Source organism: Blastococcus sp. SYSU DS0753 (assembly GCF_054051175.1).
On sequence record NZ_JBJHAT010000011.1, the window covers coordinates 84,524 to 110,505 of the forward strand.

Here is a 25,982-nt window from a genome sequence, read left to right on the forward strand (position 1 = left end):
GGGCCCGCGGCGCGGGGAGGGACGAGGCCCTTCCAGGGGTGGTTCCTCAGAGGTGCAGGCCGCACTCGGTCTTGGTGGAGCCGGCCCAGCGCCCGGCCCGCGGGTCCTCGCCCGGCGCGACCGGCCGGGTGCAGGGCGCGCAGCCGATCGAGCCGTAGCCGATCTCGAACAGCGGGTTCACCGGGACCTGGTGCTCGGTCGTGTAGGCGTCGACGACGTCCTGGGTCCAGGCCGCCATCGGGTTGACCTTCACCATGCCGCGCTTGGCGTCCCAGTCGACGAGCCGGGTGCCAGCGCGCGTCGGCGACTCGTCGCGCCGCACGCCCGAGCCCCAGGCCGTGAACCCGGCCAGCGCCTGCGCCAGCGGCTTCACCTTGCGCAGCTCGCAGCAGAGGTCCGGATCCCGGTCGTGCAGCTTCGGCCCGAAGGCGAGGTCCTGCTCCGCCACTGTCTGCGGCGGGGTGACGTTGTGCAGCGTGATCGGCAGCACGCTGCTGACCCAGTCGCGGGTCCCGATCGTCTCGGCGAAGTGGTAGCCGGTGTCGAGGAAGACCACGTTGACGCCGGGGATCACCCGGGAGGCCAGGTGCGACAGCAGCCCGTCGGCCATGGACGACGTGATCGCGAACTGGTCGCCGAAGGTCTCCCCGGCCCAGCGCAGCACGGCCAGCGCCTGGTCCACCGGGTCGGCGATGCCCTCGAAGCGGGCATCGGCGCCGGCGGCGAGTTCCGGTGTCGGTGCGATCGCAGTGGTCATTCCGGCACCCCCGTGGCGAGCAGTCGGACGGTGAACGCACGGAGGCAGGCGCCGCAGCGCCAGCCACCGGCCGACTCCCCGTCGTAGGGGGTCAGCTCCTCGTCCCCGCAGTACGGGCAGTGGAACACCGGCAGCTGCCGGGTCCTTCCCGGCTCCGGCTCCTCGGTCACAGCAGCCAGGCCTCCTCGGCGCGGGAGACGTAGTGGGCGAAGGACTCGCCCGGCGTCCGGCGGTCGAGGAAGCCGCGCAGCACGCGCTCGCAGTAGTCGGCGGTCTCCGCCTTCGTCACCTTGTGCCCGCGGAACTTGCGACCGAAGGTGGCCTCCACCCCGAGGTGGCCGCCGAGGTGGACCTGGAAGCCCTCGACCATCTCGCCGGTGTCGTCGCGCACCATCGAGCCCTTGAAGCCGATGTCGGCGGTCTGGAAGCGGGCGCAGCTGTTCGGGCACCCGTTGACGTTGATGCCGATCGGCACGTCGAAGTCCGGCAGCCGCCGCTCCAGCTCGGCGTAGAGCTCCTGCGCGTGCTGCTTGGTCTCCACGATCGCCAGCTTGCAGAACTCCAGGCCGGTGCAGGCCATCGTGCCGCGGCGGAACGCGCTCGGGCGCACCTGCAGGTCGTGCTCGGCCAGGGCCTCGACCAGCGCCTCCACCCGCTCGTCGGGGACGTCGAGGATGACCAGCTTCTGCTGCGTCGTCGTCCGGATGCGCCCCTGCCCGTACTCGTCGGCGAGGTTCGCGATCGTGGTGAGCAGCGAGCCGGTGATCCGGCCGGTGCGCAGCGCGAAGCCGACGGCGTTGTTGCCGTCCTTCTGCTTGGCGACGCCGACGTGGTCGCGCTGGTCGTGCTTCGCGGGGGCGGGCGCCGGGCCGTCGGGCAGCGCCTCCTCCAGGTACTCGTCCTGCAGCACCTGGCGGAACTTCTCCGGGCCCCAGTCGGCCATGAGGAACTTGATCCGGGCCCGGTTGCGCTGCCGGCGGTAGCCGTAGTCGCGGAAGACCGACGTGCAGGCGGCCCAGACGTCGGTGACCTGGTCGGGCCGGACGAAGACGCCGATCCGCTGGGCGAACATCGGGTTGGTGGACAGCCCGCCACCGACCCACAGGTCGTAGCCGGCCTCGCCCGCCTCGTTCACGACGCCGACGAACGAGACGTCGTCGATCTCGGGCTCGGTGCAGTGGTCGACGCAGCCGGACATCGACGTCTTCCACTTGCGGGGCAGGTTGCTGAACTCGGGGCTGCCCACGTACTTGGCGACGGTCTCGGCGATGACGTCGGTGGCGTCGATGACCTCGTCCTCGAGGATCCCGGCCAGCGGGCAGCCGAGCATCACGCGCGGCACGTCGCCGCAGGCCTCCATCGTGGAGAGGCCCACCGACTCCAGCCGCCGCCAGATCTCGGGCACGTCCTCGATGCGGATCCAGTGGTACTGCACGTTCTGCCGGTCGGTGACGTCGGCGACGTCGCGGCCGAACTCGGTGCTGATGCCGCCGAGGACACGCAGCGCGTCGCTGGTCAGCTGCCCGCCGTCGATGCGCGCGCGCATCATGAAGTAGGAGTCCTCGAGCTCCTCGGGCTCCAGCACGGCGGTCTTGCCGCCGGGGATGCCCTGGGCGCGCTGGGTGTAGAGGCCCATCCAGCGCATGCGACCCCGCAGGTCCCCGGGGTCGATGCCGTCGAAGCCGGTCTTCGAGTAGATGTCGAGGATCCGCTGGCGCACCTCGAGGCCGTCGGAGTCCTTCTTCATCCGCTCGTTGGGGTTGAGCGGTTCGCGGTAGCCCAGCGCCCACTGGCCCTGACCGCGTTGCGGCCGGTTGCTGCTCCGGGTGGGGGTGCTCACGTGGCGTACTTCTTCCTGCGCTCGCCGACCGCCCGGCAGCCGGCCGGGGTGGGAGGCGCTGCTGGTTCGGGACGCAGCGGGACAGCTGCGCGAGGGACCTGGGTCAGCGCGCGGCGCGACAGGCGGCGCTGGAGACGAGCGCCAGGTCGATGTGCAGACGCGCGACGAGGAGACTGCCGCGGTCGGTCATGTCGCGATCCTCCCACATTCCGGGCGGCCCGGTGCAGGGCTCACCCGACGGGGCGGGGAGGCCGCGCCCCGTCGGCCGGTGCGTCGTGGCCGCCCTCGGTCGGCACGGGCTCGCTGAAGGACCGCCACGCGGCGTCGAGCGCGACCAGCTCGGCTGCGTGCGGGGGGAGCTGCCCGGCGACGACGTCGGCCACGGTCACCCCCTCGAGCACCCGGCGGTAGGCCTCGCGGGCGGCGACCCACACCTCGGCCAGGCCGGTGGCGGCGCCGGGGTAGCTGACGTCCTCCGGCCGCTGGCCGTGCACCTCGGCGAGGAAACCCTGCTCCACCCGCATCACGCGGGCGATCGAGATCTCCGACGCGGGCAGGGCCAGCCGGTACCCGCCGTCCCGGCCGCGCTGGCTGGTGACCAGGCGGGCGTGCTGCAGGTCGGCGAGGATGGCCTGCAGGAAGCGGTTGGGGATGTCCTGGGCGGTCGCGATCCGATCGCAGGTCAGCGCCTCCGGGGCCGCCGCGGCGAGCTCCACGACGGCTCGGACGGCGTAGTCGACCCGGGCGTTGATGCGCACGCTGCCCATACTGCCGTGATCTGGGAGAGTGCCCGGGTGTTCCAGCTGCGTTTCACCACCTCGGTGGAGGCGCCGCTGACCGTGGCGTTCGACGTCGCCCGTGTCCTGGGCCGGCCCTGGCCGTTCCCGCTGGCGGAGGTCGTCGCGGTGCGGCCGGAGCGGGACGTGTTCACCGCTGCGGTCGGGTCGGGCGGCTGGGTCACCCACTCGCGCCGCTTTTCCGCCACCGGCGCCGGCACGCTGGTCGAGGAGCAGGTCGCCTGGGAGACCGGGCTGCCCGGCGCGGTGGGAGCCGTCGTCGACCGGGTCGTGCTGCGGCGCCGGGTCGCCCGTGCCATGCGGGCGCACCTGGACGCGTACGCCGCGGCGGCCGCGCTGCGGGCGCGCGAGGTCGTGCAGGTCGTCGGTGCCGCGCTGGTCGAGGGGGACCGGGTACTGGTGGCGCAGCGCTCGGGCGGGCCCTTCGACGGCTGCTGGGAGTTCCCCGGCGGCAAGGTCGACCCGGGGGAGACCGACCGGGCGGCGCTCGTGCGGGAGTGCGCCGAGGAGCTCGGGGTGGCGGTCGTGCCCGAGTCCTTCCTGGGGGAGGTGCTCCTGGACGGTGTGGTCGGCGGCGGTGCGCCCGGGGCCTCGACGATGCGGGTGTGGGAGGCGCGGAGCGCCTCCGGCCGGCCGGAGGCGCGGGAGCACACCGAACTGCGCTGGGTCGGCGCCGCCGACCTCGACGCGCTCGACTGGATCCCCGCCGACCGCCCCCTGCTCCCCGCCGTCCGGGCACTGCTCGCCCGCCACTGAGCGCCGGCGGGGCCGTGGAGCCGTCTCGCCACCGTCGGAACGGGAACGGGCGCCGCTCCCGGTGGGAGCGGCGCCCGTCGTCGCCGTAGCCCCTGTGCGAGGGGTGCGGAGGCCTTACTTGAAGGCGTCCTTCACCTTCTCGCCGGCCTGCTTGAGGCTGCCCTTGGACTCTTCCTTCTTGCCCTCGGCCTGGAGGTCGCGGTCGTCGGTGGCGTTCCCGAGCGCCTGCTTCCCCTTGCCGGACAGCTCCTCGATCTTGCTCGTCGTCTTGTCCGTGCCGCTCATCGCAGTACCTCCGGTCGTCGGTTGCTCGGAGCGGTCGTACCCGCCCCGACGTTCCCCGACACGCGCACCGGAAAGCCTCCGGTCCACCTGCGCCCGTGGCGGGAGGACCGCCCGCCGGATGCCCTGCGAGGCGTGGAAGTTACGGTCAGCGCGCGGATCGTGAGCCCAGGTCACAACTCGATGACGTCCGTGGACACCCTCTCCGGGGCGTGCCTAGGGTCCACCCGTCGCAGTCCCGGTCCTCCCCGGTCCGGCTGCGTCCGGCTCGAGACCATCCAGTCGCCCGCGGGTCGTGGGTCGACCTGTCCGTTCCCCCCGCTCGCGCGGGTCGAGGGAGGCATTGCACGTGAAGTTGAGCAAGCGCAGAGGTGGGCTCGTCGCGGCCGGCGTCGCCGCCGCGATGATGCTGTCCGCCTGTGGTGGCAGCGACGACAACGGCGGCGGCGGCGGCACCTCCGCCGACGGCGGCGGCACCTACAGCATCTACGTCGGCGAGCCGGAGAACGCCCTCATCCCGGGTAACACCACCGAGAGCGAGGGCCACCAGATCATCTCCGGTCTGTGGACCGGCCTGGTGGAGTACGCCACGGACGGCGAGGTGCAGTACACCGGCGTCGCGGAGTCGATCGAGTCCGAGGACAACACCACCTGGACCGTCGAGCTCAAGGAGGGCTGGACCTTCCACGACGGCACCCCGGTGACCGCGCAGTCGTTCGTCGACGCGTGGAACTACACGGCCTACAGCCCGAACGCGCAGGGTGCCTCGTACTTCTTCTCGAACATCCTGGGCTACGACGACCTGCAGGCCCCCACCGACGACGAGGGCAACGTCACCGGTGACCCGGCCGCCGAGGAGATGAGCGGCCTCGAGGTCATCGACGAGAACACCTTCGAGGTGACCCTCGCGACCCCGTTCGCCCAGTTCCCGGTGACCGTCGGCTACAACGCCTTCTGGCCCATGCCCGAGGCGTTCTTCGAGGACCCGGAGGGCTTCGGCAGCCAGCCGATCGGCAACGGCCCGTTCGAGGCGACCGAGGAGTTCGTCCCCGGCCAGGGCTTCACCGTGACCCGGTACGAGGACTACGCCGGCGAGGAGGAGGCCCAGGCCGAGCAGGTGGAGTTCCGGGTCTACGCCGACCTGAACACCGGCTACAACGACCTGCAGGCCGGCAACCTCGACGTCCTGCCGGACCTGCCGCCGGACGCCATCGCCTCGGCCGAGGACGTGCTCGGCGACCGGTACCTGGAGGCCCCGTCCTCCGGGTTCACCTACCTCGGCTACCCGACCTACGACGAGCGCTTCTCCGACCCGCAGGTGCGGCAGGCGCTGTCGATGGCCGTCGACCGGCAGGCGATCTCCGACGCCATCTTCGCCGGCAGCCGCGAGCCCGCCGACGCCTACGTCGCGCCCGTCGTCGACGGCTACCGCGAGGGTGCCTGCGAGTACTGCGAGCTGGACGTCGACCAGGCCAACGCGCTGCTCGACGAGGCCGGCTTCGACCGCAGCCAGCCGATCGAGCTGTGGTTCAACGCGGGCGCCGGCCACGACGCGTGGGTGCAGGCCGTGGGCAACCAGCTGCGCGAGAACGTCGGTGTCGACTACGTCCTGCGGGGCGAGCTCGACTTCGCCGAGTACCTCCCGCTGCTGGACGAGCAGGGTGTGACCGGTCCCTTCCGCCTCGGCTGGAGCATGGACTACCCGAGCCCGCAGAACTACCTGGAGCCGCTGTACTCCACCGCGGCCCTGCCGCCGGCGGGTTCCAACGCCACGTTCTACTCGAACCCGGAGTTCGACGCGCTGATCCAGCAGGGCAACAGCGCCGAGAGCAACGAGGAGGCCATCGAGTACTACAACCAGGCCGAGGACATCCTGCTCCAGGACATGCCGATCATCCCGATGTTCTTCGACGTGGAGCAGGCCGCCCACTCGGAGAACGTCAGCGACGTGGTGATCGACGTGTTCGGCGACATCGACCTCACGCGGGTCACGCCGCAGGGCTGAGCTAGCCGCACCGCACGGCCGCCGCCGGGGACCCCCGCCCAGACCGGGTCGGGCTCCCCGGCGGTCGGCCGCTCGGGCTCGTCCCGCATCATGGACGACGCCTCCGCGCCCGCGACATGGGCGTGGCGCGTCTTGACCGAGGAGCGACATGGGCCGCTACATCGCGCGCCGCTTTCTACTCACGATCCCCGTCCTGGTCGGGGCCTCGTTCCTGATCTTCGCGTTGGTCTACGCACTGCCGGGCGACCCGATCCGGGCCCTGGGCGGCGATCGCCCGCTCGCCCCCGCCGTGGTCGCCCAGTTGACCGCGGAGTTCAACCTCAACGACCCGCTGTGGCTGCAGTACGTCAAGTACGTCGGCGACCTGCTGCAGGGCGACTTCGGCACCGACTTCCGCGGCCGCGAGGTGCTGGACACGATCTCCCAGCGGATGCCGGTCACGGTGAAGCTGGCGCTGGTCGCCATCGCCTTCGAGATCGTCATCGGCATCGTCGCCGGCGTGCTGGCCGGCATCCGCAAGAACGGCTTCTTCGACAACGTGGTCCTGGTGAGCACCACGCTGATCGTCTCGATCCCGATCCTGGTGCTCGCGTTCGTCGCGCAGTTCACCTTCGGGCTCCAGCTGGGCCTGTTCCCGATCGCCGGCATCAACGAGGGCTGGTACAGCTACCTGCTGCCCGGCCTCGTCCTCGCCGCCGGGTCGCTGGCCTACGTCGCCCGCCTCACGCGGACCAGCATCGCCGAGAACATGCGCGCCGACTACGTGCGCACCGCGCGCGCCAAGGGCCTGCCGCGCCGCGACGTCATCGTCCGGCACACGCTGCGCAACAGCCTGATCCCCGTCGTCACCTTCATCGGCGCCGACATCGGCACCCTCATGGGCGGTGCGATCGTCACCGAGACGGTGTTCAACCTGCCGGGCATCGGCCGAGCCGTCTTCGACGCCGTGCGGGCCCAGGAGGGCGCCGTCGTGGTCGGCATCGTGACGCTCCTGGTCTTCGTCTTCATCTTCTTCAACCTGGTCGTCGACGTGCTCTACGCCGTCCTCGACCCGAGGATCCGCTATGAGTGACCCGAAGTTGACGGCCGTCGGTCACGACGAGGCCGGGGCCGGTGCCGTGACCGGCGCGCACGACGAGGAGGCGCAGGCCCGGCAGAACAGCCTCTGGAGCGACGCCTGGCGGCAGCTGAGGCGCAACTTCCTCTTCTGGATCGGCGCCGTGCTCGGCCTGCTGTTCGTCGGCATGGCGCTGCTGCCGACGGTCTTCGCCCGTGGGGTCGACCCGCGGTCGTGCAACCTGTCCAACTCCAACGCCGAGCCGTCGGCGGAGCACTGGTTCGGCTTCGACCAGCAGGGCTGCGACTACCTGGCCAACGTCGTCTACGGCGCCCGGAACTCGCTGATCATCGGCCTGCTGGCGGTCGTGGTGATCCTGGTGCTCGGGGTCCTGGTCGGCGCCATCTCCGGCTTCTACGGCGGCGTCACCGACAGCATCCTGAGCCGGATCGCCGACATCTTCTACGCGCTGCCGCTGATCCTGGGCGCGCTGGTGGTCCTGCGCAGCGGCATCCTCGGCCGGGGCGTGATCGCGGTGGCGATCGCGCTGGCGCTCTTCGGCTGGATGACCGCGATGCGGCTGGTCCGCTCGCAGGTGATCGCGATCAAGAGCTCGGACTACGTCGCCGCCGCCCGGGCGATGGGGGCCTCGGACATCCGGATCCTGATGCGGCACATCCTGCCCAACGCCGTCGCCCCGGTGCTCGTCTACGCCACCATCACGATCGGCATCCTCATCGCCGCGGAGGCGACGCTGACCTTCCTCGGGGTCGGGCTCCAGCCGCCGGCGATCTCGTGGGGTCTGCAGATCAACACCGGGCAGAGCCTGCTGCGCACCGCGCCGCACGCCGTCCTCTTCCCGAGCCTCATCCTCACCCTGACGGTGATGGCCTTCGTCCTCATGGGTGACGCGCTGCGCGACGCCCTCGACCCGAAGCAGCGTTCATGAGCACCGCGTCCACGTCCGTTTCCCCCGGCCCCGCCCGCGGCGCCGGGACACCCGTCCTCGAGGTCGACGACCTGCGGGTCGAGTTCCGCACCGAGTCCGGGGTGGTCAACGCCGTCAACGGCGTGAGCTACACCGTCTCGGAGGGCGAGACCCTCGCCATCCTGGGTGAGTCGGGCTCCGGCAAGTCCGTCTCCGCGCAGGCGATCATGGGGATCCTCGACTCCCCGCCGGCGGAGGTCACCAGCGGCCGGATCGTCTTCCAGGGGCGTGACCTGCTCACGCTGCCGGAGGAGGAGCAGCGCAAGGTCCGCGGGCCGGGGATCTCGATGATCTTCCAGGACGCGCTCTCCTCGCTGAACCCCGTGTACAGCGTCGGCTTCCAGATCGGCGAGATGTTCCGGGCGCACCGGGGCACCTCGCGCAAGGAGGCCAAGGAGCACGCGGTCGAGTTGATGGAGCGCGTCCGGATCCCGGCCGCCAGGCAGCGGGTGAACGACTACCCCCACCAGTTCTCCGGCGGTATGCGGCAGCGCGTCATGATCGCCATGGCGCTCGCGCTGGACCCGCGCATCCTCATCGCCGACGAGCCGACCACCGCGCTCGACGTCACGGTGCAGGCACAGGTGATGGACCTGCTCAAGGACCTGCAGCGGGACACCGGGATGGGGCTGATCCTCATCACCCACGACCTCGGCGTCGTGAACGAGGTCGCCGACAACGTGGCCGTCATGTACGCGGGCCGCATCGTCGAGCGGGGCACCGTCGACGAGGTGTTCGGCAACCCGGCCCACCCGTACACCGACGGGCTGATGCGCTCCATCCCGCAGGTGGAGGTCAAGGGCGGCCGGCTCCAGCCCATCGGCGGGCAGCCGCCCAACCTGGCCGCCATCCCGTCGGGCTGCCCGTTCCACCCGCGCTGCCCGAAGCGCCGCACCGGTGCGGAGGCCGCCGCGGGTCGCGACTGCGTCGCCGACGCCCCGCCGCTGCGGCTGGTCGTCCCGGGCCGTGAGGCCGCCTGCCACTACAGCGAGGAGGTCCTCGGTGTCTGACGCCAGCTCCGGGAGCAGCGCAGCGGACCTGTCCGCGGAGGCCGACCGGCAGAGGCTGTCCGACGCGGCCGACGCGGCGGCGACCCGCCCGGCGCACCGGCCCGGTGAGGTGCTTCTCGAGGTCAAGGACCTCAAGAAGCACTTCCCGCTCACCCAGGGCATCGTCCTCAGGCGCACGGTCGGCCACGTCCGCGCCGTCGACGGGGTCAACCTGCAACTGCGCCGCGGGGAGACGGTCGGCCTGGTGGGCGAGTCCGGCTGCGGCAAGTCGACGGTCACCAAGATGCTCGTGTCCCTCGAGAAGCCGACCGACGGGCAGATCCTCTACAAGGGTGACGACGTCACGAAGATGAGCGGCCGCGCGCTCAAGCAGTACCGGCGCGAGGTCCAGATCATCTTCCAGGACCCCTACGCCTCGCTGAACCCGCGGATGACCGTCGGGGACATCGTGGCCGAGGGCTGGTCGGTGCACGCCGACGTCGCGCCGAAGAAGGGGCGGCTGCAGCGCACCCAGGAGCTGATGGAGCGGGTCGGGCTCAACCCCGACTTCGTCAACCGCTACCCGCACCAGTTCTCCGGTGGGCAGCGGCAGCGCATCGGCATCGCCCGGGCCCTCGCCCTGCAGCCCGAGGTCATCGTCTGCGACGAGCCGGTGAGCGCCCTGGACGTCTCGGTCCAGGCGCAGGTCGTCAACCTGCTGGAGGACCTGCAGAACGACTTCGGGCTCTCCTACCTGTTCATCGCCCACGACCTCTCCGTGGTGCGGCACATCTCCGACCGGGTCGCGGTGATGTACCTGGGCAGCATCGTGGAGGAGGGCACCGACGCCCAGGTCTACGGCTCGCCCGCCCACCCGTACACGCAGGCGCTGCTCTCCTCCGTCCCGGTGCACGAGCCGCACCTGCGCGGGCTCAAGGAGCGGATCCTGCTGCAGGGCGACGTGCCGAGCCCGGCCAACCCCCCGTCGGGCTGCCGGTTCCGGACCCGCTGCTGGAAGGCCCAGGACATCTGCGCCACCGAGCCGCCGGCCCTGGTCGACCGGGGGCAGGGCCACCCGTCGGCGTGCCACTTCGCCGAGGCGCGCGCGGTCGTCCCCACGGAGGGCTGAGCACCTCGCGCTGGGATCAGGTGACCTGATCCCAGCGCGTCCTCCCTCGCGGTGCACGGTGGGGGAGGACGCCGCACGGTGGGGGAGGACGGCGCTGCGGCCCCCGGCCCCCTCGATGCGGCGACGGCCTCAGGGAGAATGGTCGACCGTGACCGCTGACCGACGACTGCTCCTCGTGCATGCGCATCCCGACGACGAGACGATCAACAACGGCGCCACGATGGCCCGCTACGTCGCCGAGGGCGCCGGCGTCACCCTGCTCACCTGCACGCTGGGGGAGGAGGGGGAGGTCCTCGTGCCGGAGCTGGCCCAACTCGCCGCGGACCAGGCCGACCAGCTCGGCGGGTACCGCATCTGGGAGCTGCGCGGGGCGATGGCGGCGCTCGGGGTCGTGGACGTCCGCTTCCTGGGCGGACCGGGGCGGTACCGCGACTCGGGGATGATGGGCACGCCGGCCAACGACCACCCGCGCGCGTTCTGGAACGCAGACCTCGACGAGGCGGTGGCGCACGCCGTCGCCGTCGTCCGCGAGGTCCGGCCGCAGGTCCTGGTCACCTACGACGAGTTCGGTGGCTACGGCCACCCGGACCACATCCAGGCCCATCGGGTGGCGATGCGGGCGGTCGAGGCCGCGGCCGACCCCGGCTACCGCCCCGATCTCGGCCCGGTCTGGGACGTGGCGAAGGTGTACTGGTCGGCCATGCCGCGCTCGGTGGTGCGGGAGGGCATCGAGGCACTCGCCGCGCTCGGTGAGGCCTCGCCCTTCGAGGGGCTGGGGGACGTCGACGACGTGCCCTTCGTGGTCCCCGACGAGGTGGTCGACTGCGCCGTCGACGCCCGTGCGTACGCCGACCGCAAGGACGCCGCCATGCGCGCCCACCCGACCCAGATCACCGTCGACGGGCCGTTCTTCGCCCTGTCGAACAACCTCGGCCAGGAGGTGCTCGGCGTCGAGTACTACCGGCTGGTCAAGGGCGAGCGCGGGCCCGGCGCCGGGCCGGACGGCCGGGAGGACGACCTCTTCGCCGGTCTGCCCGGGTGAGCCGACGAGGGCCGGTCGCGCGCGCCGGTCTGGGGGTCGCGGCGGTCGTGGTCGCGGCGTGGCTGGCGATCGTGGAGGTGTTCTGGCTGCCGCTGCGGGTCGGTGGCGTGCTGGTGCCCGTGTCGGTGGTCGCGGCGGTGGTGGGCAACCTGCTGCTGGTCCGCGCGGCGCTGTGGCTGAGCGGGTCGAAGGTCGTCGCCGCGCTCCCCGCGGTCACCTGGCTGGTCGTCGCGCTGGCGGCGATGCAGCGCCGCCCGGAGGGCGACCTGCTGCTGGTCTCCGGGGGTGCGCTGGGCGCGGCGAGCAGCGCGTTCCTGCTGCTGGGTGTGCTGGCCGCGGCCCTCGCCGTCGGCCTGGCCCTCGGCACGCCGGTCCGGCGGACCACGCCCGCGGGACCCGGTCGACGGGTCACGTCCGCGGAGCCCACCGGTGGTGCTCGGTGAATCCCGGCCGCGTGTAGCGGGCCGGCGCCGGGCGCAGCGCCTCAGTCCCGCCGAGGAGGCGTCACCGCACCGTGCGCGGCCGGCAGCGGGCGGGCGTTCAGCCAGCCCAGCACCCGCTCGGCCGGCATGGGCCGGGAGATGTGGTAGCCCTGGGCGACGTCGCAGCCCCACTCGCGCAGGGCGGCGAGCGCATCGGCGTCCTCGACGCCCTCGACCACCATGCTCATCCCGAGGTCGCGGCTCAGCTGCAGCGTGCTGCGCACGATCGCCGCCGCCCGCGGGTCGGAGGTCAGGTGCGTGACGAAGCTGCGGTCGAGCTTGAGCTCGTCCACCGGCAGCGCCCGCAGGTAGGACAGCGACGAGTACCCGGTGCCGTAGTCGTCCACCGAGAGCCGCACGCCGAGCCGCCGCAGCCCCGCCATGACCTGCTGGCTGCGGGCGGCGTCGGCCATGAGCACGTCCTCGGTGATCTCCAGGACCAGGGCGCCGGCGGGCACCGAGCAGGCGTCCAGCAGCATCGCCACCTGCTCGGGCAGGGCGACGTCCTGCAGGTTGGACACCGACAGGTTCACCGCGACCGACAGGTCGTGGCCGTGGGTCCGCCAGGTGTGCAGGTCCCGCAGCGAGCGCTCCAGCACGCGCAGCGCCAGCCGGCGCATCAGACCGGCCTGCTCGGCCAGCGGCAGGAAGACGTCGGGGTAGAGCAGGCCGCGCTCCGGGTGGTTCCAGCGGACCAGCGCCTCCACCCCGACGACGCTGTCGGTCCGCAGGTCCAGCTGGGGCTGGTAGTGGTTGTCCAGCTGCTCGCCGTCGAGGGCGGACCGCAGCTGCTCCAGGGTCTCCAGCCGGTCGCGGGAGGCCGGGGTGCCGTCGGGTGCCCACACCTCGTAGCCGTGGCGCCCGCGCTTGGCCGCGTACATGGCGGTGTCGGCCCGGGCCAGCAGCAGCGAACGGTCCCGGCCGTGGTCCGGGCAGAGGGCGATGCCGATGCTGGCGTCCACGTGCAGGGACGTCCCGTCGAGGACGAAGGCGTCGCGCAGCGCTGCGCCCAGGTCCTCGGCCACCTCGCGGGCCCGTGCGGCATCGGCGTCGGGCAGCAGGACGGCGAACTCGTCACCGCCCATGCGGGCCAGCAGGTCCGCGGGACTCAGGGTCCGCTCCAGACGGGGACCCACCAGGCACAGCAGGTCGTCGCCGACGCTGTGCCCGAAGCTGTCGTTGATCTCCTTGAACCGGTCGAGATCGATCATGAGCAGGGCGCAGCGCCGGTCGCGGTCGCCGTAGACGGTGGTCTCGACCGTCTCGATGAACTTGCGGCGGTTGGCCAGCCCGGTGAGCGGGTCGTGGTGCGCCTCGGTGGCCAGCTGCGCCAGGCGTTCCTGCTCGGCGGCGCGCAGCTCGGCGTTCTCCACCACCAGCGCTCCCTCGAGGGTGACCTGCCGGACGGCGTCGCGCACCGACGAGCTCCAGGTGCGGGTGGCACCGACCGATCCGGTGACCACCAGGCCCAGGAGCCGGTCGCCGGACATCAGCGGCACGCTGATGTAGGAGTTGACCTCCAGCGCCCGCACGAGCTCCGGATCGAGCAGGTCGGTGGCGGCGGCGTCCTCGACGAAGACGGCCGACTTCTCCTCGCTCGTGAGCCGCCACAGGGGGACGCCGCTCGCCGGGCGGCCGACCAGGCGGGTCTGCACCACGTGCTTGTGCTCCTCCGGCCAGTCGACGTGCCGGACCTCGCTGATCCGCCCGTCGCCGTCGACCAGGTAGGCCGCGCTCCGGTCGGTGCCGGCCAGTCGCTGGACGGCGCGGGCCAGCACCTCGGCGGCCGCGGCAGCCCCGGTCACCGCCGAGCCGTCCACCAGGAGCTGCCGGACGACGCGGGCGGTCGTGAGCGACGCCGCACGGGCCTGGCTGGTGCGGGCCTGCTCGATGACGCCGCCGAGGTGCGCACCGGCGGCGGCGGCCAGCCGGCGGACGTCCTCGGAGAAGGGGCGGACCTGCGTGCTGTCCAGCGTGAGGACGCCGGCCAGGTCGGGGCCCCGGCCGAGCGGGACCGCCAGCGCGGAGGCGATGTGGAACGAGTCGGCCCACCACCCCGAGATCGACCCCGACTCGCGGTCGGCGGTCATGGGTGTGCCGGTGCGCAGCACGGTCTCGGCCAGCTCGGGGGCGACGGGCGCGTTGCGGAACTGCCGCCAGGTGGCGAGGTCCTGCCGGCCGTCGGCGTAGGCGGCCATGCGGGGGACGAGCCGGCCGTCCTCCAGCAGGAAGACGCAGGCGCGCTCGACCTCGCCGAGCTCGGCGAGCTGGCGGCAGGCCGAGCCGAGCAGGTGGTCCATCGACTGGGCCTGCGCGGCCGACTCGATCAGCTCCAGGAGTACGGCGGCCTGGGCCAGCCGGCGCTGCTGGGTGCGCCGGCTCCACGCCTCGGCCAGCGCCGCGGCGATCCGCGGGGCCACCTGGCGCAGCAGGTGGGGGGCTGCGGCCGCGGCGGGCTCCACGGTCAGGACGCCGACGACCTCGCCGTCGAGCACCAGCGGCTCGCCGTGCGCCGATCGGATGCCGACCTCGGCCAGGTGGCGGTCCTCGACGCGCCGCCCGTCGGCGTGGGCGACGATGCCCCGGCGACCGGTGACGACGGCGGAGAGGAAGGGGGAGTCGGCCAGCACGGCGGGGGTGCGCAGAGCCGGGTGCAGGGGGAGCGCGTCCCGGGTGGCGCAGCCGGACTGCCGGTACGGGACGACGAGGCCGGTCGAGGCCTCGTGCACCCACACCGACACCCGTGTCGCGCCGGAGGAGGCGCGCAGCCGGGAGAGCAGGTGCACCAGGGCGGCGTGCGCGTCGAAGGGGGACGCCGACGGCTCGGGCCGCGACGTCCCCTCCTCCTGCGTCGTCCGGGACACGTGATCGAGATCGGCGCCCCGGCCGGCTGCTTGAGCGGGGGCCGGTGACCCACCCCGATGGGGGGAGACCGCCCGGAGCTGCCTCTCCCGTGCCCCGGCCGGGGGACGCGGCGGGTGGCCCGTGGCACGTCGACCGGCGCGGGAGGTGATACTAGGGGTGCATCTGACGCGACCGGCCCCGGCCGGCGCGCCGCCCGAGAGTCCCCGGGAGGGAACCCCTTGACCTACGTCATCACCCAGGCCTGCGTCGACGTTCTCGACAAGGCGTGCATCGACGAGTGTCCGGTGGACTGCATCTACGAGGGCGACCGGATGCTGTACATCCACCCCGACGAGTGCGTCGACTGCGGGGCGTGCGAGCCGGTCTGCCCGGTGGAGGCCATCTACTACGAGGACGACGTCCCGGACAAGTGGAAGGACTTCTACAACGCCAACGTGGAGTTCTTCTCCGACCTGGGCAGCCCCGGTGGCGCCGCCAAGACCGGGAAGATCGGCAAGGACCACCCGCTGGTGGCCGCGCTCCCGCCCCAGGGCGAAGGCCACTGACCGCTCCGGTCCCCGGCGCGCCCCGGGCGCTTCCGGACTTCCCCTGGGACTCCCTGGCGGGTGCACGGGCGCGGGCCGCCCAGCATCCGGGCGGTGTGGTCGACCTGTCGATCGGCACGCCCGTCGACAGCACACCCGCGGTGCTGCGCGAGGCGCTCGCCGGGGCGGCCGACGCTCCCGGCTACCCGACCGCGCTGGGCACCGCGCAGCTGCGCACGGCCGCCGCGGACTGGCTCCGCCGGCGGCTGGGTGTGCACGTGGGCGACCCGCTGGGCGCCGAGCCCTCGCTCATCCCGACGGTCGGCTCCAAGGAGCTCGTCGCGCTGCTCCCCACCCTGCTGGGGCTGTCCGGCGCCGCCGGCACCGTGGTCGTCCCGGAGGTCGCCTACCCGACCTACGAGGTCGGCGCCGTGCTCGCCGGCCTGGCCGTGCACCGGAGCGACACCCCGCCGGCCGACGCGGTGACGCCTGCCCACCCACCCGTCTCGCTGGTCTGGCTCAACTCGCCGGGCAACCCCCACGGGCGGGTGCTGACCGACGACGAGCTGCGGCGATGGGTCGCCTGGGGGCGAGCGCACGGGGTGCCCGTCGTGGCCGACGAGTGCTACATCACGCTGGGCTGGGACGTGGCGCCCCGGTCGATCCTGCACCCGGAGATCGCCGGCGCGGACCACACCGGCCTGCTGGCCGTGCACTCGCTGTCCAAGCAGTCGACGGCCGCCGGTTACCGGGGCGGCCTGCTCTCGGGTGACCCGGCGCTGGTGCGCCGTGCCTGGGAGGTGCGCCGCCACCTCGGCCTGCTGGTGCCGGGGCCGGTGCAGGCCGCCATGGCCGCCGCCCTGGACGACGACGCGCACGTCGACGCGCAGCGCGAGCGGTACCGCCGGCGGCGGGACCGGCTGGCCGCGGCGGTGCGCGCGGCCGGGATGCGGATCGACCACTCCGAGGCGGGCCTCTACCTCTGGGCCACCCGGGACGAGGACTGCTGGCTCACCATCGACCGGCTGGCCACCCTCGGGATCGTCGCCGCCCCGGGCAGCTTCTACGGCCCGGCCGGGGCGCGGCACGTCCGGCTGGCGCTGACCGCGACCGACGAGCGGATCGACGCCGCGGCGGAGCGCCTGGCCGCCTGACGAGGTCAGCCGGCCGTGGCCAGGGGCGGGGCCGGGACGGGGTCCGTCTCCGGAACCGTGGACGACCGCGCATGTGAAGCGGCGTCGCGGCAATGGACCGTCTCGTCCGGCGTCGCCTGTACTCGGGTCATGACATCGGAGGCCATCCTCGTGACCGGTGGTACCCGGACCACCGGGAGCCCCGTGGTGGGCGGCCGCCGCTCCCGGGTGGAGCCCGCCGGGGAGCACGTGGCGGCGCACGTGCGACCGGCAGTGCTCCGGTGACCGGGGTGCTGGTGCACGCCGGCGCGCTGGGCGCCGGCCTCGTCTCCGGGGCCTTGAGCGTCTTCAGCCTGGTGGTGATGCCCGCCCTGGTGGCCGTCCCCTCCCCGGTGGGGGTGGCGGCGATGCAGTCGGTGAACCGGACGGCGATCCGCCCGGTCTTCCTCACCCTGCTGTTCGGCACGGCGGTGCTGTGCCTGGCCGCCGGGGGCGCGGAGCTGGCCGGCGCCCGCCGTCCGGGCGTCCTCGCCGCGGGACTGCTCTACCTGGTCGGCGTCGTCGGCGTCACGGTCGCGGCCAACGTCCCGCTCAACGAGGCGCTCGCCCGGTGGCGGCCGGACGCCGCGGCTCCGGGGGACTGGACCCGCTGGGTCCGCCGGTGGACCTGGTGGAACGGCGTCCGGGCGCTGGCTGCCGCCCTCGCCGCCGTCCTCCTCGTCGGCCCGGCGTGACCCCCCGGGGCGGTCAGACGGGCTCGCGGTACTGGATCACGGTGCCGGGGCCGACCCGCCGCGCGGCGGTGAGGCTCAGCGTGGCGCGGCGGAAGATCTCGCCGGCCCGGCTGGCGACGTCCACCGGCGCGATGCCCGCCGCCGCGGACACCCCCGGGATGCCCAGCGCGAGCACCGCCGAGACCAGCCGGGTGGCGGCGGTCTGCGCGGCCGGCACCGGACCGGCGAGCACGATGCCGAAGTCCGCGGGCCCGCAGGAGGCCACCCAGTCGTCCCCGCGGATGGAGCGGGCCAGGAGCGTGGTGACCTGCGCCAGCGTGTCCGGCGGGGTGGGCCACCCGTCGTCACGGCGCAGCAGGCCGAGCGCGATGAGGCTGGTGGGCTGCTGGCCCGCTGCCGGCAGCTCGTCGGCCAGTCGCTGGAGCAGCGCCTCCCGGGAGGGCAGGAGGGCGGTCACGTCGGTGGGTGCGGCGGGGACCGCGCGGGGGAGGTCGTCGGACGCGATCGTCATGGCGAGGACGTCGGTGCCGCCGAGGTGTTCGTTGAGCGTCGCGCCCGCCACGTCCCCCCGCCGGGGGACCCCCGAGCGCGCCGGGACCGGGCGCCCGGCCGTCGTCAGGCGCAGTCGAGCGTCTCCGCGGCCAGGGCGGCCGTGAGCTGCTGCGCCATGCCCTCCCACTGCTGGTACAGCTCCGGATACCCCGAGCGCTGCACGGCCTGGGCCATCTCGGTCAGCCGACCCGCCTCCCACCCGGGGATGGTCACCAGCCCGTCGTAGAACTTGCCGGCGGCGTACACCGGGTCGCGCACCTGCTCGGGCGTGCCCCACCCCTGGGAGGGCCGCTGCTGGAACAGCCCCAGGGAGTCGCGGTCGCCGTAGTCGAGGTTGCGCAGCCGCGACTCCTGCTGGGCGGTGGCCAGCGCGATGACGACGGCCCGGTCGGGCAGCCCGCGTTCCCGGCCGACCCGGGCGATGGTGGCCGCGTTGGCGGCCTGCTCGGCGGTGACCGTGACCGAGCCGTCGGGCACGGTGCAGGTGCCGGTCGCGGGGGGCTGCCAGTGCCGCTCGGCACCCCAGCCCGCGCCGGCGAGGAGGGCGGCGGTCACCAGCAGCGCCGGCCACCACCGGACCAGCCCGGTGGCGCCCCCGGACCGGCCGGGCCGCTGGGCCGCCGGGCGGCGGGCCGGAGGGCGCCGGCGGGGGCGGCGCGCGGTGCCGCGGCGTGCGCCGCCGTGCCCGGCGGCACGGCGGCGGGCGGCCGGCCGGGCACGGGTGGTGCTGCGCGCCCGGGCTGCGGCGTGGTGCGTCGCGGTGCGGGGGCTGGTCATCGTCCACCGACTGTAAGCGCCGTTCCCGGCCGTTCCTCGGACGCGGCCACGGTGCAGGGGCGCGAGGCGCGCCGGAGGTGGGACGCGCGGGCGAGCCCTCCGGGAGGGGCTGTTCCCAGCCGGACGGCGCCGATAGCGTGTGCCCGCCGTCGAGGAGGAGCCATGGTTGACGTCCTGCTGCCCGGGATCACCGCCACGCGGGTGCCCACCCCGCGACTGACCCAGAACGTCGTGCACCCGGCCGCCGTGGAGCCGGCGGAGCTCGGCGCCGCCGGCGGCGAGGTCGTGCTCTTCGTGCACGGCAACGTCAGCTCCGCGCTCTTCTGGCAGCAACCGCTGCTGGCCCTGGCCGAGGTGACGCGCGTGCGGCCGGTCGCGGTCGACCTGCGCGGCTACGGCGACACCGATCCGCTCCCGGTGGACGCGCGCCGGGGCGTGCGCGACTGGGCCGACGACGTCGCGGCGCTGGTGGAGACCCTCGGCGTCGAGCGGGTGCACCTGGTCGGCTGGAGCATGGGCGCGGGCGTCGTCCTGCAGTACCTGCTCGACGCGCCCGCGCGGGTCGCCTCGGTGACGCTGGTGGCCCCGGTATCGCCGTACGGCTTCGGCGGCACGGCTGGGCCGGAGGGGCGCCGCCTCGCCGAGGACGGCGCGGGCTCCGGGGGCGGTGCGGCCAACCCCGAGTTCGTCGCCGCGCTCGCTGCCGGCGACACGAGCGCCGACAGCCCGACCAGTCCGCGGTCGATCCTGCGGGCGTTCTACGTGGCTCCGGGGTCCCTGCCGCTGGACCCCGCGATGGAGGACGTCTTCGTCGCCTCGATGCTGTCCACCCGCACCGGTGCCGACCACTACCCGGGCGACTCCGTGCCCAGCCCGACGTGGCCGGGAGCGGCCCCCGGGGAGCGCGGCGTGCTGAACACGATGGCGCCGACGGTCATGGACGTGTCGGGTGTCGCCGAGCTGGCCGGCAAGCCCCCGGTGCTGTGGATCCGGGGGGATGCCGACGCGATCGTGTCGGACACCTCGGTGTTCGACCTGGCCCACCTCGGACAGCTGGGTGCGGTGCCGGGCTGGCCGGGTGAAGCGGTCTGCCCGCCGCAGCCGATGGTCGCCCAGACCCGCGCCGTGCTGGAGCGGTACGCCGCGGCCGGGGGCACCTACCGCGAGGTCGTCCTGCCCGGGGTCGGGCACTCCCCGCACGTCGAGCGGCCCCAGGAGTTCGTGGTGGCCCTGCTGGAGCACCTCGACGTCCCCGCGGAAACGTCGGCCTGAGCCCCCGCCGACATGGGCTCGTCGCACCGAGTGGGACCCGGAGGGTTCCGCGCAGGCACGACCCGATGGCCCCCTGCAGGGTCCCGCCGCGAGCGTGCGAGCGGTGGGGGGCAGGGGGTCCTTCTCCTATGTGTTCGCGTGCAGGTCGGCGTTGAGCGCGCCCCAGTTGCCGTCGCGCGGGAGCGCCTCGAGCGCGCCGCTGACGCTGTTGCGCCGGAAGAGCAGGCCGCTGCGCCCGGAGAGCTCCTTGGCCTTCACCTGGGAGCCGTCGGGCAGCGTGACCCGTGACCCGGCGGTGACGTAGCACCCGGCCTCGACGACGCAGCCGTCCCCGAGCGAGATGCCGATCCCCGCGTTGGCGCCGAGCAGGCAGCCGCTGCCGATCGAGATGACCTGGGTGCCGCCGCCCGACAGGGTGCCCATGATCGAGGCGCCACCGCCGATGTCGCTGTCGGCGCCGACGACCACACCGGCGCTGATCCGGCCCTCCACCATCGAGGGGCCCAGCGTGCCGGCGTTGAAGTTGACGAAGCCCTCGTGCATGACCGTGGTGCCCTCGGCCAGGTGGGCGCCGAGGCGGACCCGGTCGGCGTCGGCGATCCGCACGCCGGACGGGATGACGTAGTCGACCATCCGCGGGAACTTGTCGACGCCGAAGACGGTCACGTGGCCGAGGGCCGCCCGCAGCCGGTGGGCGTTGAACGTCGCCGCCTCCACCGGCCCGGCGCTGGTCCAGGCCACGTTCGTGAGGAGGCCGAACACGCCGGTCATGTTCGCCTCGTGCGGCTTGATCCGGCGGGTGGACAGCAGGTGCAGCCGGAGCCACACGTCGTGGGTGTCCACCGGCGGCTGGGAGAGGTCGGCGATCACCGTGCGGACGGCGATGACCTCCACCCCGCGCGCCTCGTCGCGGCGCACCAGGCCGCCGTAGTCGGGCCCCAGCTCACCGGAGAGCTCGAGCGCGCCCAGGCGGGTGGTCCCCGTGGCCGCGCCCGCGGGGGCCTCGAGCCGCGGCTCGGGGTACCAGGTGTCCAGCACGGTGCCCGACGGCGTGACCGTGGCCAGGCCGGCGGCGGATGCGGAGACGGGGGCGGACGCTGCGTCAGTCACGACGACGACGCTACCCAGCGCCTCCCCGTGCCGCCGCGGCCGGTGGTGAGGGGCAGGAGCGGCCTGGCTGCAGGGACCCGGGGCGAGCGTCAGCGAGTCCTGGGGGGCAGTCAGGTCCTTTCACTAGGCTTCCTCGTCGTGAGCACACCGCCGCCGCTCGACCTGTCCGCCGACGTCCTCGCGCTCACCCGCGCCCTGGTCGACGCCCCGTCGGTGTCGGGCAGCGAGGCGGCCCTGGCCGACGCGGTCGAGGCGGCGCTGCGGGCGCTGGGCGGGCTGGAGGTCGAGCGCATCGGCGACGCCGTGCTCGCCCGCACCAACCTCGGGCGGCCGACCCGGGTGGTCCTGGCCGGGCACCTGGACACGGTGCCGATCGCCGACAACGTGCCCAGCCGGCTGGACGAGGCCACCGGCCGCCTCTACGGCTGCGGCACCAGCGACATGAAGGCCGGTGACGCGGTGATGCTGCGGCTGGCCGCCGTCTTCGGCGTCCCCGGGGCGGAGCCGGCCCACGACCTCACGTTCGTCTTCTACGACAACGAGGAGGTCGAGGCGGTGAAGAACGGCCTGGGTCGGGTGGCGCGCGAGCGGCGCGGCTGGCTCTACGGCGACCTGGCGATCCTGCTGGAGCCGACCGACGGCGAGATCGAGGCCGGCTGCCAGGGCACCCTGCGGGCCGTGCTGGCGACCAAGGGCCGCCGGGCGCACAGCGCGCGCAGCTGGCTGGGGGAGAACGCCATCCACGGGCTGGCCGGCGCGCTCGCCGTGCTGGCCGCCTACCGGCCGCGCGAGGTGGAGATCGACGGCTGCACCTACCGCGAGGGGCTCAACGCGGTGGGCATCGCCGGTGGGGTCGCCGGCAACGTGGTCCCCGACGCGGCGTCCCTCACCGTGAACTTCCGCTACGCCCCCGACCGCGACGAGGACGCCGCCGAGGCGCACGTGCGCGAGGTCTTCGCCGACGCGATCGCCGCGGGCGCGACGCTGACCGTCGTCGACAACGCCGGTGGGGCGCTGCCCGGCCTCGCGGAGCCGGCCGCCGCCGCGTTCGTGGCCGCCGTGGGCCGCCCGGCGCGCGCCAAGCTGGGCTGGACCGACGTCGCCCGGTTCGCCGCCTTCGGCATCCCCGCGATCAACTACGGGCCGGGCGACCCCCAGCTCGCCCACACGCGCGAGGAGCACGTCCTGGTCGACCGGCTGCAGCCGACCGTCGACGCCCTCACCTCCTACCTCTCCGGGAGCACCGCATGACCGCCACCCCGCCGTCCGACGGCCGACGGCCGCGGCCCACCCGCCACCGCGGCCCGATCATGCTGCGCGGCGGCGAGCCCGACCCGCAGCGGCAGGGGTCGACCACCGACCAGCGGTTGCTCGACAAGCGGGGCCCCAGCGACTGGGTGCACACGGACCCGTGGCGGGTGCTGCGGATCCAGAGCGAGTTCGTCGAGGGCTTCGGGCTGCTGGCCGAGTTGCCGCGCGCGGTCAGCGTGTTCGGCAGCGCCCGGACGCCGCGGGACCACCCGCACTACGCCACCGGCGTCGAGCTCGGGGCCGCGCTGTCCCGGGCCGGGTACGCCGTCATCACCGGGGGCGGCCCCGGGGCCATGGAGGCGGCCAACAAGGGCGCCTCCGAGGCCGGGGGCATGTCGGTCGGGCTGGGCATCGAGCTGCCGTTCGAGCAGGAGCTCAACGAGTGGGTCGACGTCGGCATCTCGTTCCGCTACTTCTTCGTCCGCAAGACGATGTTCGTGAAGTACGCGCAGGCCTTCGTGATCCTGCCCGGGGGCTTCGGCACGCTCGACGAGCTGTTCGAGGCGCTCACCCTGGTGCAGACCCGCAAGGTCACCCGCTTCCCGGTCGTGCTCATGGGCAGCGAGTACTGGTCAGGCCTGATCGACTGGATCCGCGACACGATGATCGCCGAGGGCACGATCAGCCCCGGCGATCTCGACCTGGTCACCGTGACCGACGACGTCGCCGAGGCGGTGGCGGTCATCCAGGCGGCCGAGGCGGCGCGCCAGGCAGGGGACAGCGGCGGGGGGATGCGGGCGCCCGTCGACACCCGCCCGTCCGACGCCTGACGTGCTCTCCTTCGTCCTCTTCGTGCTCGCCGTCCTGCTGGTCGGTGGCGCACTCTTCCTCGTGGCCTCGCTGCTCATGGGGCGGGGCGAGAGCCAGCCGCCGGCGGACCCGGGACGGTCGCCGGTCGAGCTGCCCGACGACCGGCGCGTGGTGGCCGACGACGTCCGGGCGCTGCGGATCGCGGTCACCGCCCGCGGCTACCGGATGGTCGAGGTCGACTGGCTGCTCGACCAGCTGGCGCAGACCCTGGACGAGCGGGACGTGGAGATCGCGGCGCTCCGCGCCGAGCTGGCCGCACACGGCCGGCAGGAGGCGCCGACCGATCCCGGCGTCGAGCGGACCGACCGGGAGGGGACGCGGGATGCCTGAGCTGGTGGAGCGGGTGGCGGTCGAGGCGCCTGCGGAACGGGTGTGGGCCGCGCTGACCGACTGGTCGCGGCAGGGCGAGTGGATGCTCGCGACCGACGTGCGGACCGTCGACGGGCCCGCGCAGGGCGTCGGCGGCCGGCTGGCCGCGCGTACCGGGCTGCCGGCGCCCGGCGGGTTCCGGTTCGGGTTCCTCGACACCATGGTGATCACGGCGTGGGACCCGCCGCGCCGGGTCGAGGTGCAGCACACCGGCCGGCTGGTGCGAGGGCCGGGCATCTTCGAGATCGAGCCGCGGGGCGAGCAGAGCACCTTCGTCTGGACCGAGCGGCTCGACCTGCCCTACGGGGTGCTCGGCCGGGTCGGCTGGGTGCTGGTCAGGCCGTTCGCCCTCCTGGGGATCCGCTGGTCGCTGCGGCGCTTCGCCGCCTTCGCCCGCACGTACTGACCTGCCGCGGGGTGGGACCGGCGATCGGTGAGGATGTGCCGGTGCGCGACGGGACGACGGAGGCGGGTTCATGAGCCGGCGGGGCTGGGCCCTGTTCCTCACCATGTCGGTGATCTGGGGCGTGCCCTACCTGTTGATCAAGGTGGCCGTCGAGGAGGTGTCGCCGGTCGTGGTGGTCTTCGCTCGCTGCGCGATCGGAGCGGCCCTGCTGCTGCCCTGGACGGTCGCCCGCGGCCAGCTGCGCCCGGCGCTGCGGCACTGGAAGCCCCTGCTGCTGTTCACGGTGCTGGAGATGACCGGGCCGTGGCTGCTGCTCGCCTACGCCGAGCAGACCCTGTCCAGCTCGCTCACCGGTCTGCTGGTGGCCGCGGTGCCGTTCGTGGCGGCCCTGGCCGCCCGGCTCGCCGGGGAGGAGGAGCGGCTCACCCCGGTGCGGGTGCTGGGCATGGGCATCGGCGTGGTCGGGATCGCGGTCCTGCTCGGCCTGGACATCGATGGCGCGCAACTGCTGCCCCTCGTCGCCGTCGGGCTGGTGGTCGTGGGGTACGCCACGGCGCCGCTGGTGGTCAGCCGGGCCCTGCCCGAGGTGCCCGGCGTGGCCGCGAGCTCCCTCGCGCTGCTCGTGACCGCGGTGGTCTACGCGCCGTTCGCCGTCCCACGGCTCGGCCGGGTGGCCGATGCGTCGGGGGAGGCGCAGCTGTCGCTGCTCGCCCTCGGCCTGCTCTGCACCGCGGTGGCCCTGGCCCTGTTCTTCGCGCTGATCCGCGAGGTGGGGCCGCAGCGGGCGCTGGTCATCACGTTCGTCAACCCGGCCGTGGCGGTGCTGCTCGGGGTGCTGCTGCTCGGCGAGCCGTTCACCCTCGGTCTCGCCCTGGGGCTGCCGCTGGTGCTGGTCGGCTGCGTCCTGGCGACCCGACGCGGGAAGCAGGGCCCCGAGCCGAGCGTCGAGGCGGTGGACGCCGCGGCCCGCTGAGCGGTGCGGAGCCCGCTGCCCGGCGGAGGGTCGTCGGTGGGCAGGGCTAGCGTCCGGGACGTGCAGCGCTGCGCCTGGGCCACGAGCGCCCCCGAGTACATCGCCTACCACGACGAGGAGTGGGGGGTCCCGCTCCACGGTGACGACGCGCTGTTCGAGCGGTTGTGCCTGGAGGCGTTCCAGTCGGGGCTCTCCTGGATCACCATCCTGCGCAAGCGGCCCGCGTTCCGCGCTGCGTTCGCCGGCTTCGCGATCGACGCGGTGGCCGCCTTCACCGACGAGGACCGGGCGCGGCTGATGGCCGACGCGGGCATCGTCCGGAACCGCGCCAAGATCGCGGCGGCCGTCACGAACGCCCGGGCGGCGCAGCAGCTGCCCGAAGGGCTGTCCGAGCTGCTGTGGTCGTTCGCGCCCGACGGGCCGCGTCCTCGCCCCGCCACCCTCGCCGACGTGCCGGCGACGAGCCCGGAGTCGGTGGCCATGGCCAAGGAGCTCAAGCGACGCGGCTTCGTCTTCGTCGGCCCGACCACGGCCTACGCGCTCATGCAGGCGACCGGGATGGTCGACGACCACGTCGCCGACTGCTTCCGGGCACACCCGGCCGAGGGTGCGGGGGCGGGCTGAGGTCACTCTGACGGACCTCCTGTTGGACGGAGCGCCCCCATACGGGATCATTGTCCCGGAGCTCACAGCATCGGACGCCTCGCTCCTGCCAGCAGGCAGGCGCGTGGCCGGCGAAGGAGGCACGCATGGCGGCCATGAAGCCGCGCACGGGTGAAGGTCCCCTCGAGGTCACCAAGGAAGGGCGCGGCCTGGTCATGCGGGTACCGCTGGAAGGCGGTGGGCGCCTGGTCGTCGAGCTGTCGCCCGACGAGGCGGCCGCTCTCTCGGAGGCCCTGAAGGGCGCGACCAGCTGATCTCTGCGCGGCTCCACCCCCGGGTGGCGGTGCGCAGGACACGACCCGGCCCCGGGGGGGGGGGGGGGGGGGGGGGGGGGGGGGGGGGGGGGGGGGGGGGGGGGG

At 73.9% G+C, this 25,982-nt stretch carries 29 protein-coding genes; 20 read left to right on the plus strand and 9 right to left on the minus strand.

What is annotated here, in order from left to right; translation table 11 throughout:
- Nucleotides 1-46 precede the first annotated feature (46 nt).
- The 4 genes from ACI799_RS11000 to ACI799_RS11015 all read right to left on the minus strand — a co-directional run bounded on the left by ACI799_RS11000 (nucleotide 47) and on the right by ACI799_RS11015 (nucleotide 3,364).
- The gene (locus tag ACI799_RS11000; protein ID WP_456613078.1) at nucleotides 47-757 is read right to left on the minus strand and encodes a phosphoadenylyl-sulfate reductase; all 711 of its coding nucleotides are present in this window, start codon (nucleotides 755-757) and stop codon (nucleotides 47-49) included.
- Entirely contained in the window at nucleotides 754-927 is a 174-nt protein-coding gene (locus tag ACI799_RS11005; protein ID WP_456587286.1) for a hypothetical protein, read from the minus strand. The genes ACI799_RS11000 and ACI799_RS11005 overlap by 4 nt, the downstream gene beginning before the upstream one ends.
- Nucleotides 924-2,597 carry a nitrite/sulfite reductase gene (locus ACI799_RS11010; RefSeq protein WP_456587287.1) on the minus strand — a complete coding sequence of 558 codons (1,674 nt, stop codon included), beginning with the start codon at nucleotides 2,595-2,597 and terminating at the stop codon, nucleotides 924-926. The genes ACI799_RS11005 and ACI799_RS11010 overlap by 4 nt, the downstream gene beginning before the upstream one ends.
- Nucleotides 2,598-2,827: 230 nt before the next feature.
- The gene (locus ACI799_RS11015; protein ID WP_456587288.1) at nucleotides 2,828-3,364 is read right to left on the minus strand and encodes an RrF2 family transcriptional regulator; all 537 of its coding nucleotides are present in this window, start codon (nucleotides 3,362-3,364) and stop codon (nucleotides 2,828-2,830) included.
- Between the two features lie 27 nt (nucleotides 3,365-3,391).
- Between ACI799_RS11015 and ACI799_RS11020 the strand changes: the two genes are divergently transcribed.
- Nucleotides 3,392-4,150: a (deoxy)nucleoside triphosphate pyrophosphohydrolase gene (locus tag ACI799_RS11020; protein ID WP_456613079.1), complete on the plus strand. Its 759-nt coding sequence runs from the start codon at nucleotides 3,392-3,394 to the stop codon at nucleotides 4,148-4,150.
- Between the two features lie 114 nt (nucleotides 4,151-4,264).
- Here the strand turns inward: ACI799_RS11020 and ACI799_RS11025 are convergent, their stop codons facing one another.
- Nucleotides 4,265-4,435 carry a CsbD family protein gene (locus ACI799_RS11025; RefSeq protein WP_456587290.1) on the minus strand — a complete coding sequence of 57 codons (171 nt, stop codon included), beginning with the start codon at nucleotides 4,433-4,435 and terminating at the stop codon, nucleotides 4,265-4,267.
- 346 nt (nucleotides 4,436-4,781) lie between these two features.
- On the opposite strand from ACI799_RS11025, the gene ACI799_RS11030 reads away from it, so the two are divergent.
- The 7 genes from ACI799_RS11030 (at nucleotide 4,782) to ACI799_RS11060 (ending at nucleotide 12,085) form a co-directional block, all read left to right on the plus strand.
- Entirely contained in the window at nucleotides 4,782-6,437 is a 1,656-nt protein-coding gene (locus ACI799_RS11030) for a peptide ABC transporter substrate-binding protein (protein ID WP_456587291.1), read from the plus strand.
- A gap of 148 nt (nucleotides 6,438-6,585) precedes the next feature.
- On the plus strand, nucleotides 6,586-7,509 hold the full coding sequence (locus tag ACI799_RS11035) for an ABC transporter permease (RefSeq protein ID WP_456587292.1): 924 nt from the start codon (nucleotides 6,586-6,588) through the stop codon (nucleotides 7,507-7,509).
- Entirely contained in the window at nucleotides 7,502-8,443 is a 942-nt protein-coding gene (locus tag ACI799_RS11040; protein WP_456587293.1) for an ABC transporter permease, read from the plus strand. Before ACI799_RS11035 ends, ACI799_RS11040 begins: the two co-directional genes overlap by 8 nt.
- The gene (locus tag ACI799_RS11045; RefSeq protein WP_456587294.1) at nucleotides 8,440-9,492 is read left to right on the plus strand and encodes an ABC transporter ATP-binding protein; all 1,053 of its coding nucleotides are present in this window, start codon (nucleotides 8,440-8,442) and stop codon (nucleotides 9,490-9,492) included. The genes ACI799_RS11040 and ACI799_RS11045 overlap by 4 nt, the downstream gene beginning before the upstream one ends.
- Nucleotides 9,485-10,600, plus strand: coding sequence for an ABC transporter ATP-binding protein (locus ACI799_RS11050; RefSeq protein ID WP_456587295.1), 1,116 nt, complete (start codon nucleotides 9,485-9,487; stop codon nucleotides 10,598-10,600). Before ACI799_RS11045 ends, ACI799_RS11050 begins: the two co-directional genes overlap by 8 nt.
- Nucleotides 10,601-10,748: 148 nt before the next feature.
- Nucleotides 10,749-11,642: an N-acetyl-1-D-myo-inositol-2-amino-2-deoxy-alpha-D-glucopyranoside deacetylase gene (gene mshB, locus ACI799_RS11055; protein WP_456587296.1), complete on the plus strand. Its 894-nt coding sequence runs from the start codon at nucleotides 10,749-10,751 to the stop codon at nucleotides 11,640-11,642.
- Nucleotides 11,639-12,085 (plus strand): hypothetical protein, encoded by a 447-nt coding sequence (locus ACI799_RS11060; protein WP_456587297.1) that lies wholly within the window; start codon nucleotides 11,639-11,641, stop codon nucleotides 12,083-12,085. The genes mshB and ACI799_RS11060 overlap by 4 nt, the downstream gene beginning before the upstream one ends.
- Nucleotides 12,086-12,126: 41 nt before the next feature.
- On the opposite strand, the gene ACI799_RS11065 is transcribed toward ACI799_RS11060, so the two are convergent.
- Nucleotides 12,127-14,988, minus strand: a complete 2,862-nt coding sequence (locus tag ACI799_RS11065) for a bifunctional diguanylate cyclase/phosphodiesterase (protein WP_456613080.1) — start codon at nucleotides 14,986-14,988, stop codon at nucleotides 12,127-12,129.
- Between the two features lie 219 nt (nucleotides 14,989-15,207).
- Here ACI799_RS11065 and fdxA point away from each other — a divergent pair, with 219 nt between their 5' ends.
- From fdxA to ACI799_RS11085, 4 genes are all read left to right on the plus strand, one after another.
- The gene (fdxA, locus tag ACI799_RS11070) at nucleotides 15,208-15,534 is read left to right on the plus strand and encodes a ferredoxin (RefSeq protein WP_012947287.1); all 327 of its coding nucleotides are present in this window, start codon (nucleotides 15,208-15,210) and stop codon (nucleotides 15,532-15,534) included.
- Nucleotides 15,531-16,667 carry a succinyldiaminopimelate transaminase gene (gene dapC, locus ACI799_RS11075; protein WP_456599743.1) on the plus strand — a complete coding sequence of 379 codons (1,137 nt, stop codon included), beginning with the start codon at nucleotides 15,531-15,533 and terminating at the stop codon, nucleotides 16,665-16,667. Before fdxA ends, dapC begins: the two co-directional genes overlap by 4 nt.
- Before the next feature lie 129 nt (nucleotides 16,668-16,796).
- Nucleotides 16,797-16,931: a hypothetical protein gene (locus ACI799_RS11080; RefSeq protein ID WP_456599705.1), complete on the plus strand. Its 135-nt coding sequence runs from the start codon at nucleotides 16,797-16,799 to the stop codon at nucleotides 16,929-16,931.
- Nucleotides 16,928-17,380, plus strand: coding sequence for an anthrone oxygenase family protein (locus ACI799_RS11085; protein WP_456613081.1), 453 nt, complete (start codon nucleotides 16,928-16,930; stop codon nucleotides 17,378-17,380). Before ACI799_RS11080 ends, ACI799_RS11085 begins: the two co-directional genes overlap by 4 nt.
- A gap of 13 nt (nucleotides 17,381-17,393) precedes the next feature.
- Here ACI799_RS11085 and ACI799_RS11090 read toward each other — a convergent pair whose 3' ends face one another.
- Together ACI799_RS11090 and ACI799_RS11095 are read right to left on the minus strand one after the other, a co-directional pair.
- The gene (locus ACI799_RS11090) at nucleotides 17,394-17,942 is read right to left on the minus strand and encodes a hypothetical protein (protein WP_456613082.1); all 549 of its coding nucleotides are present in this window, start codon (nucleotides 17,940-17,942) and stop codon (nucleotides 17,394-17,396) included.
- A gap of 53 nt (nucleotides 17,943-17,995) precedes the next feature.
- Nucleotides 17,996-18,709 carry a hypothetical protein gene (locus tag ACI799_RS11095; protein ID WP_456613083.1) on the minus strand — a complete coding sequence of 238 codons (714 nt, stop codon included), beginning with the start codon at nucleotides 18,707-18,709 and terminating at the stop codon, nucleotides 17,996-17,998.
- A gap of 162 nt (nucleotides 18,710-18,871) precedes the next feature.
- On the opposite strand from ACI799_RS11095, the gene ACI799_RS11100 reads away from it, so the two are divergent.
- Nucleotides 18,872-19,981, plus strand: a complete 1,110-nt coding sequence (locus tag ACI799_RS11100) for an alpha/beta fold hydrolase (protein WP_456597431.1) — start codon at nucleotides 18,872-18,874, stop codon at nucleotides 19,979-19,981.
- 126 nt (nucleotides 19,982-20,107) lie between these two features.
- Here the strand turns inward: ACI799_RS11100 and dapD are convergent, their stop codons facing one another.
- Nucleotides 20,108-21,091 (minus strand): 2,3,4,5-tetrahydropyridine-2,6-dicarboxylate N-succinyltransferase, encoded by a 984-nt coding sequence (gene dapD, locus ACI799_RS11105; protein ID WP_456599702.1) that lies wholly within the window; start codon nucleotides 21,089-21,091, stop codon nucleotides 20,108-20,110.
- Nucleotides 21,092-21,229: 138 nt separating this feature from the next.
- Between dapD and dapE the strand changes: the two genes are divergently transcribed.
- The 7 genes from dapE to ACI799_RS11140 all read left to right on the plus strand — a co-directional run bounded on the left by dapE (nucleotide 21,230) and on the right by ACI799_RS11140 (nucleotide 25,877).
- Nucleotides 21,230-22,342, plus strand: a complete 1,113-nt coding sequence (dapE, locus tag ACI799_RS11110; protein WP_456613084.1) for a succinyl-diaminopimelate desuccinylase — start codon at nucleotides 21,230-21,232, stop codon at nucleotides 22,340-22,342.
- Entirely contained in the window at nucleotides 22,339-23,172 is an 834-nt protein-coding gene (locus ACI799_RS11115) for an LOG family protein (RefSeq protein ID WP_456587305.1), read from the plus strand. The genes dapE and ACI799_RS11115 overlap by 4 nt, the downstream gene beginning before the upstream one ends.
- A 1-nt stretch (nucleotide 23,173) precedes the next feature.
- Complete coding sequence (locus tag ACI799_RS11120; protein ID WP_456613085.1) at nucleotides 23,174-23,542, plus strand: DivIVA domain-containing protein; 369 nt, start codon at nucleotides 23,174-23,176, stop codon at nucleotides 23,540-23,542.
- The gene (locus ACI799_RS11125) at nucleotides 23,535-23,987 is read left to right on the plus strand and encodes an SRPBCC family protein (RefSeq protein ID WP_456587307.1); all 453 of its coding nucleotides are present in this window, start codon (nucleotides 23,535-23,537) and stop codon (nucleotides 23,985-23,987) included. The genes ACI799_RS11120 and ACI799_RS11125 overlap by 8 nt, the downstream gene beginning before the upstream one ends.
- 70 nt (nucleotides 23,988-24,057) lie before the next feature.
- Nucleotides 24,058-24,960, plus strand: a complete 903-nt coding sequence (locus ACI799_RS11130; protein ID WP_456613086.1) for a DMT family transporter — start codon at nucleotides 24,058-24,060, stop codon at nucleotides 24,958-24,960.
- A 60-nt stretch (nucleotides 24,961-25,020) separates the two neighbouring features.
- Nucleotides 25,021-25,584, plus strand: coding sequence for a DNA-3-methyladenine glycosylase I (locus tag ACI799_RS11135; RefSeq protein WP_456597425.1), 564 nt, complete (start codon nucleotides 25,021-25,023; stop codon nucleotides 25,582-25,584).
- Between the two features lie 125 nt (nucleotides 25,585-25,709).
- Nucleotides 25,710-25,877, plus strand: coding sequence for a DUF3117 domain-containing protein (locus ACI799_RS11140; RefSeq protein WP_012947303.1), 168 nt, complete (start codon nucleotides 25,710-25,712; stop codon nucleotides 25,875-25,877).
- Nucleotides 25,878-25,982: the final 105 nt, after the last annotated feature.

Bases quoted from the DNA above. Each gene is read 5' to 3' on its own strand.
- ACI799_RS11125 (WP_456587307.1), top strand. From the start codon at position 23,535: ATGCCTGAGCTGGTGGAGCGGGTGGCGGTCGAGGCGCCTGCGGAACGG.
- ACI799_RS11040 (WP_456587293.1), top strand. From the start codon at position 7,502: ATGAGTGACCCGAAGTTGACGGCCGTCGGTCACGACGAGGCCGGGGCC.
- ACI799_RS11100 (WP_456597431.1), top strand. From the start codon at position 18,872: ATGGTTGACGTCCTGCTGCCCGGGATCACCGCCACGCGGGTGCCCACC.
- ACI799_RS11095 (WP_456613083.1), bottom strand. From the start codon at position 18,709: ATGACCAGCCCCCGCACCGCGACGCACCACGCCGCAGCCCGGGCGCGC.
- ACI799_RS11015 (WP_456587288.1), bottom strand. From the start codon at position 3,364: ATGGGCAGCGTGCGCATCAACGCCCGGGTCGACTACGCCGTCCGAGCC.
- ACI799_RS11140 (WP_012947303.1), top strand. From the start codon at position 25,710: ATGGCGGCCATGAAGCCGCGCACGGGTGAAGGTCCCCTCGAGGTCACC.
- ACI799_RS11045 (WP_456587294.1), top strand. From the start codon at position 8,440: ATGAGCACCGCGTCCACGTCCGTTTCCCCCGGCCCCGCCCGCGGCGCC.
- ACI799_RS11115 (WP_456587305.1), top strand. From the start codon at position 22,339: ATGACCGCCACCCCGCCGTCCGACGGCCGACGGCCGCGGCCCACCCGC.
- ACI799_RS11025 (WP_456587290.1), bottom strand. From the start codon at position 4,435: ATGAGCGGCACGGACAAGACGACGAGCAAGATCGAGGAGCTGTCCGGC.
- ACI799_RS11000 (WP_456613078.1), bottom strand. From the start codon at position 757: ATGACCACTGCGATCGCACCGACACCGGAACTCGCCGCCGGCGCCGAT.
- ACI799_RS11130 (WP_456613086.1), top strand. From the start codon at position 24,058: ATGAGCCGGCGGGGCTGGGCCCTGTTCCTCACCATGTCGGTGATCTGG.
- ACI799_RS11035 (WP_456587292.1), top strand. From the start codon at position 6,586: ATGGGCCGCTACATCGCGCGCCGCTTTCTACTCACGATCCCCGTCCTG.
- ACI799_RS11080 (WP_456599705.1), top strand. From the start codon at position 16,797: ATGACATCGGAGGCCATCCTCGTGACCGGTGGTACCCGGACCACCGGG.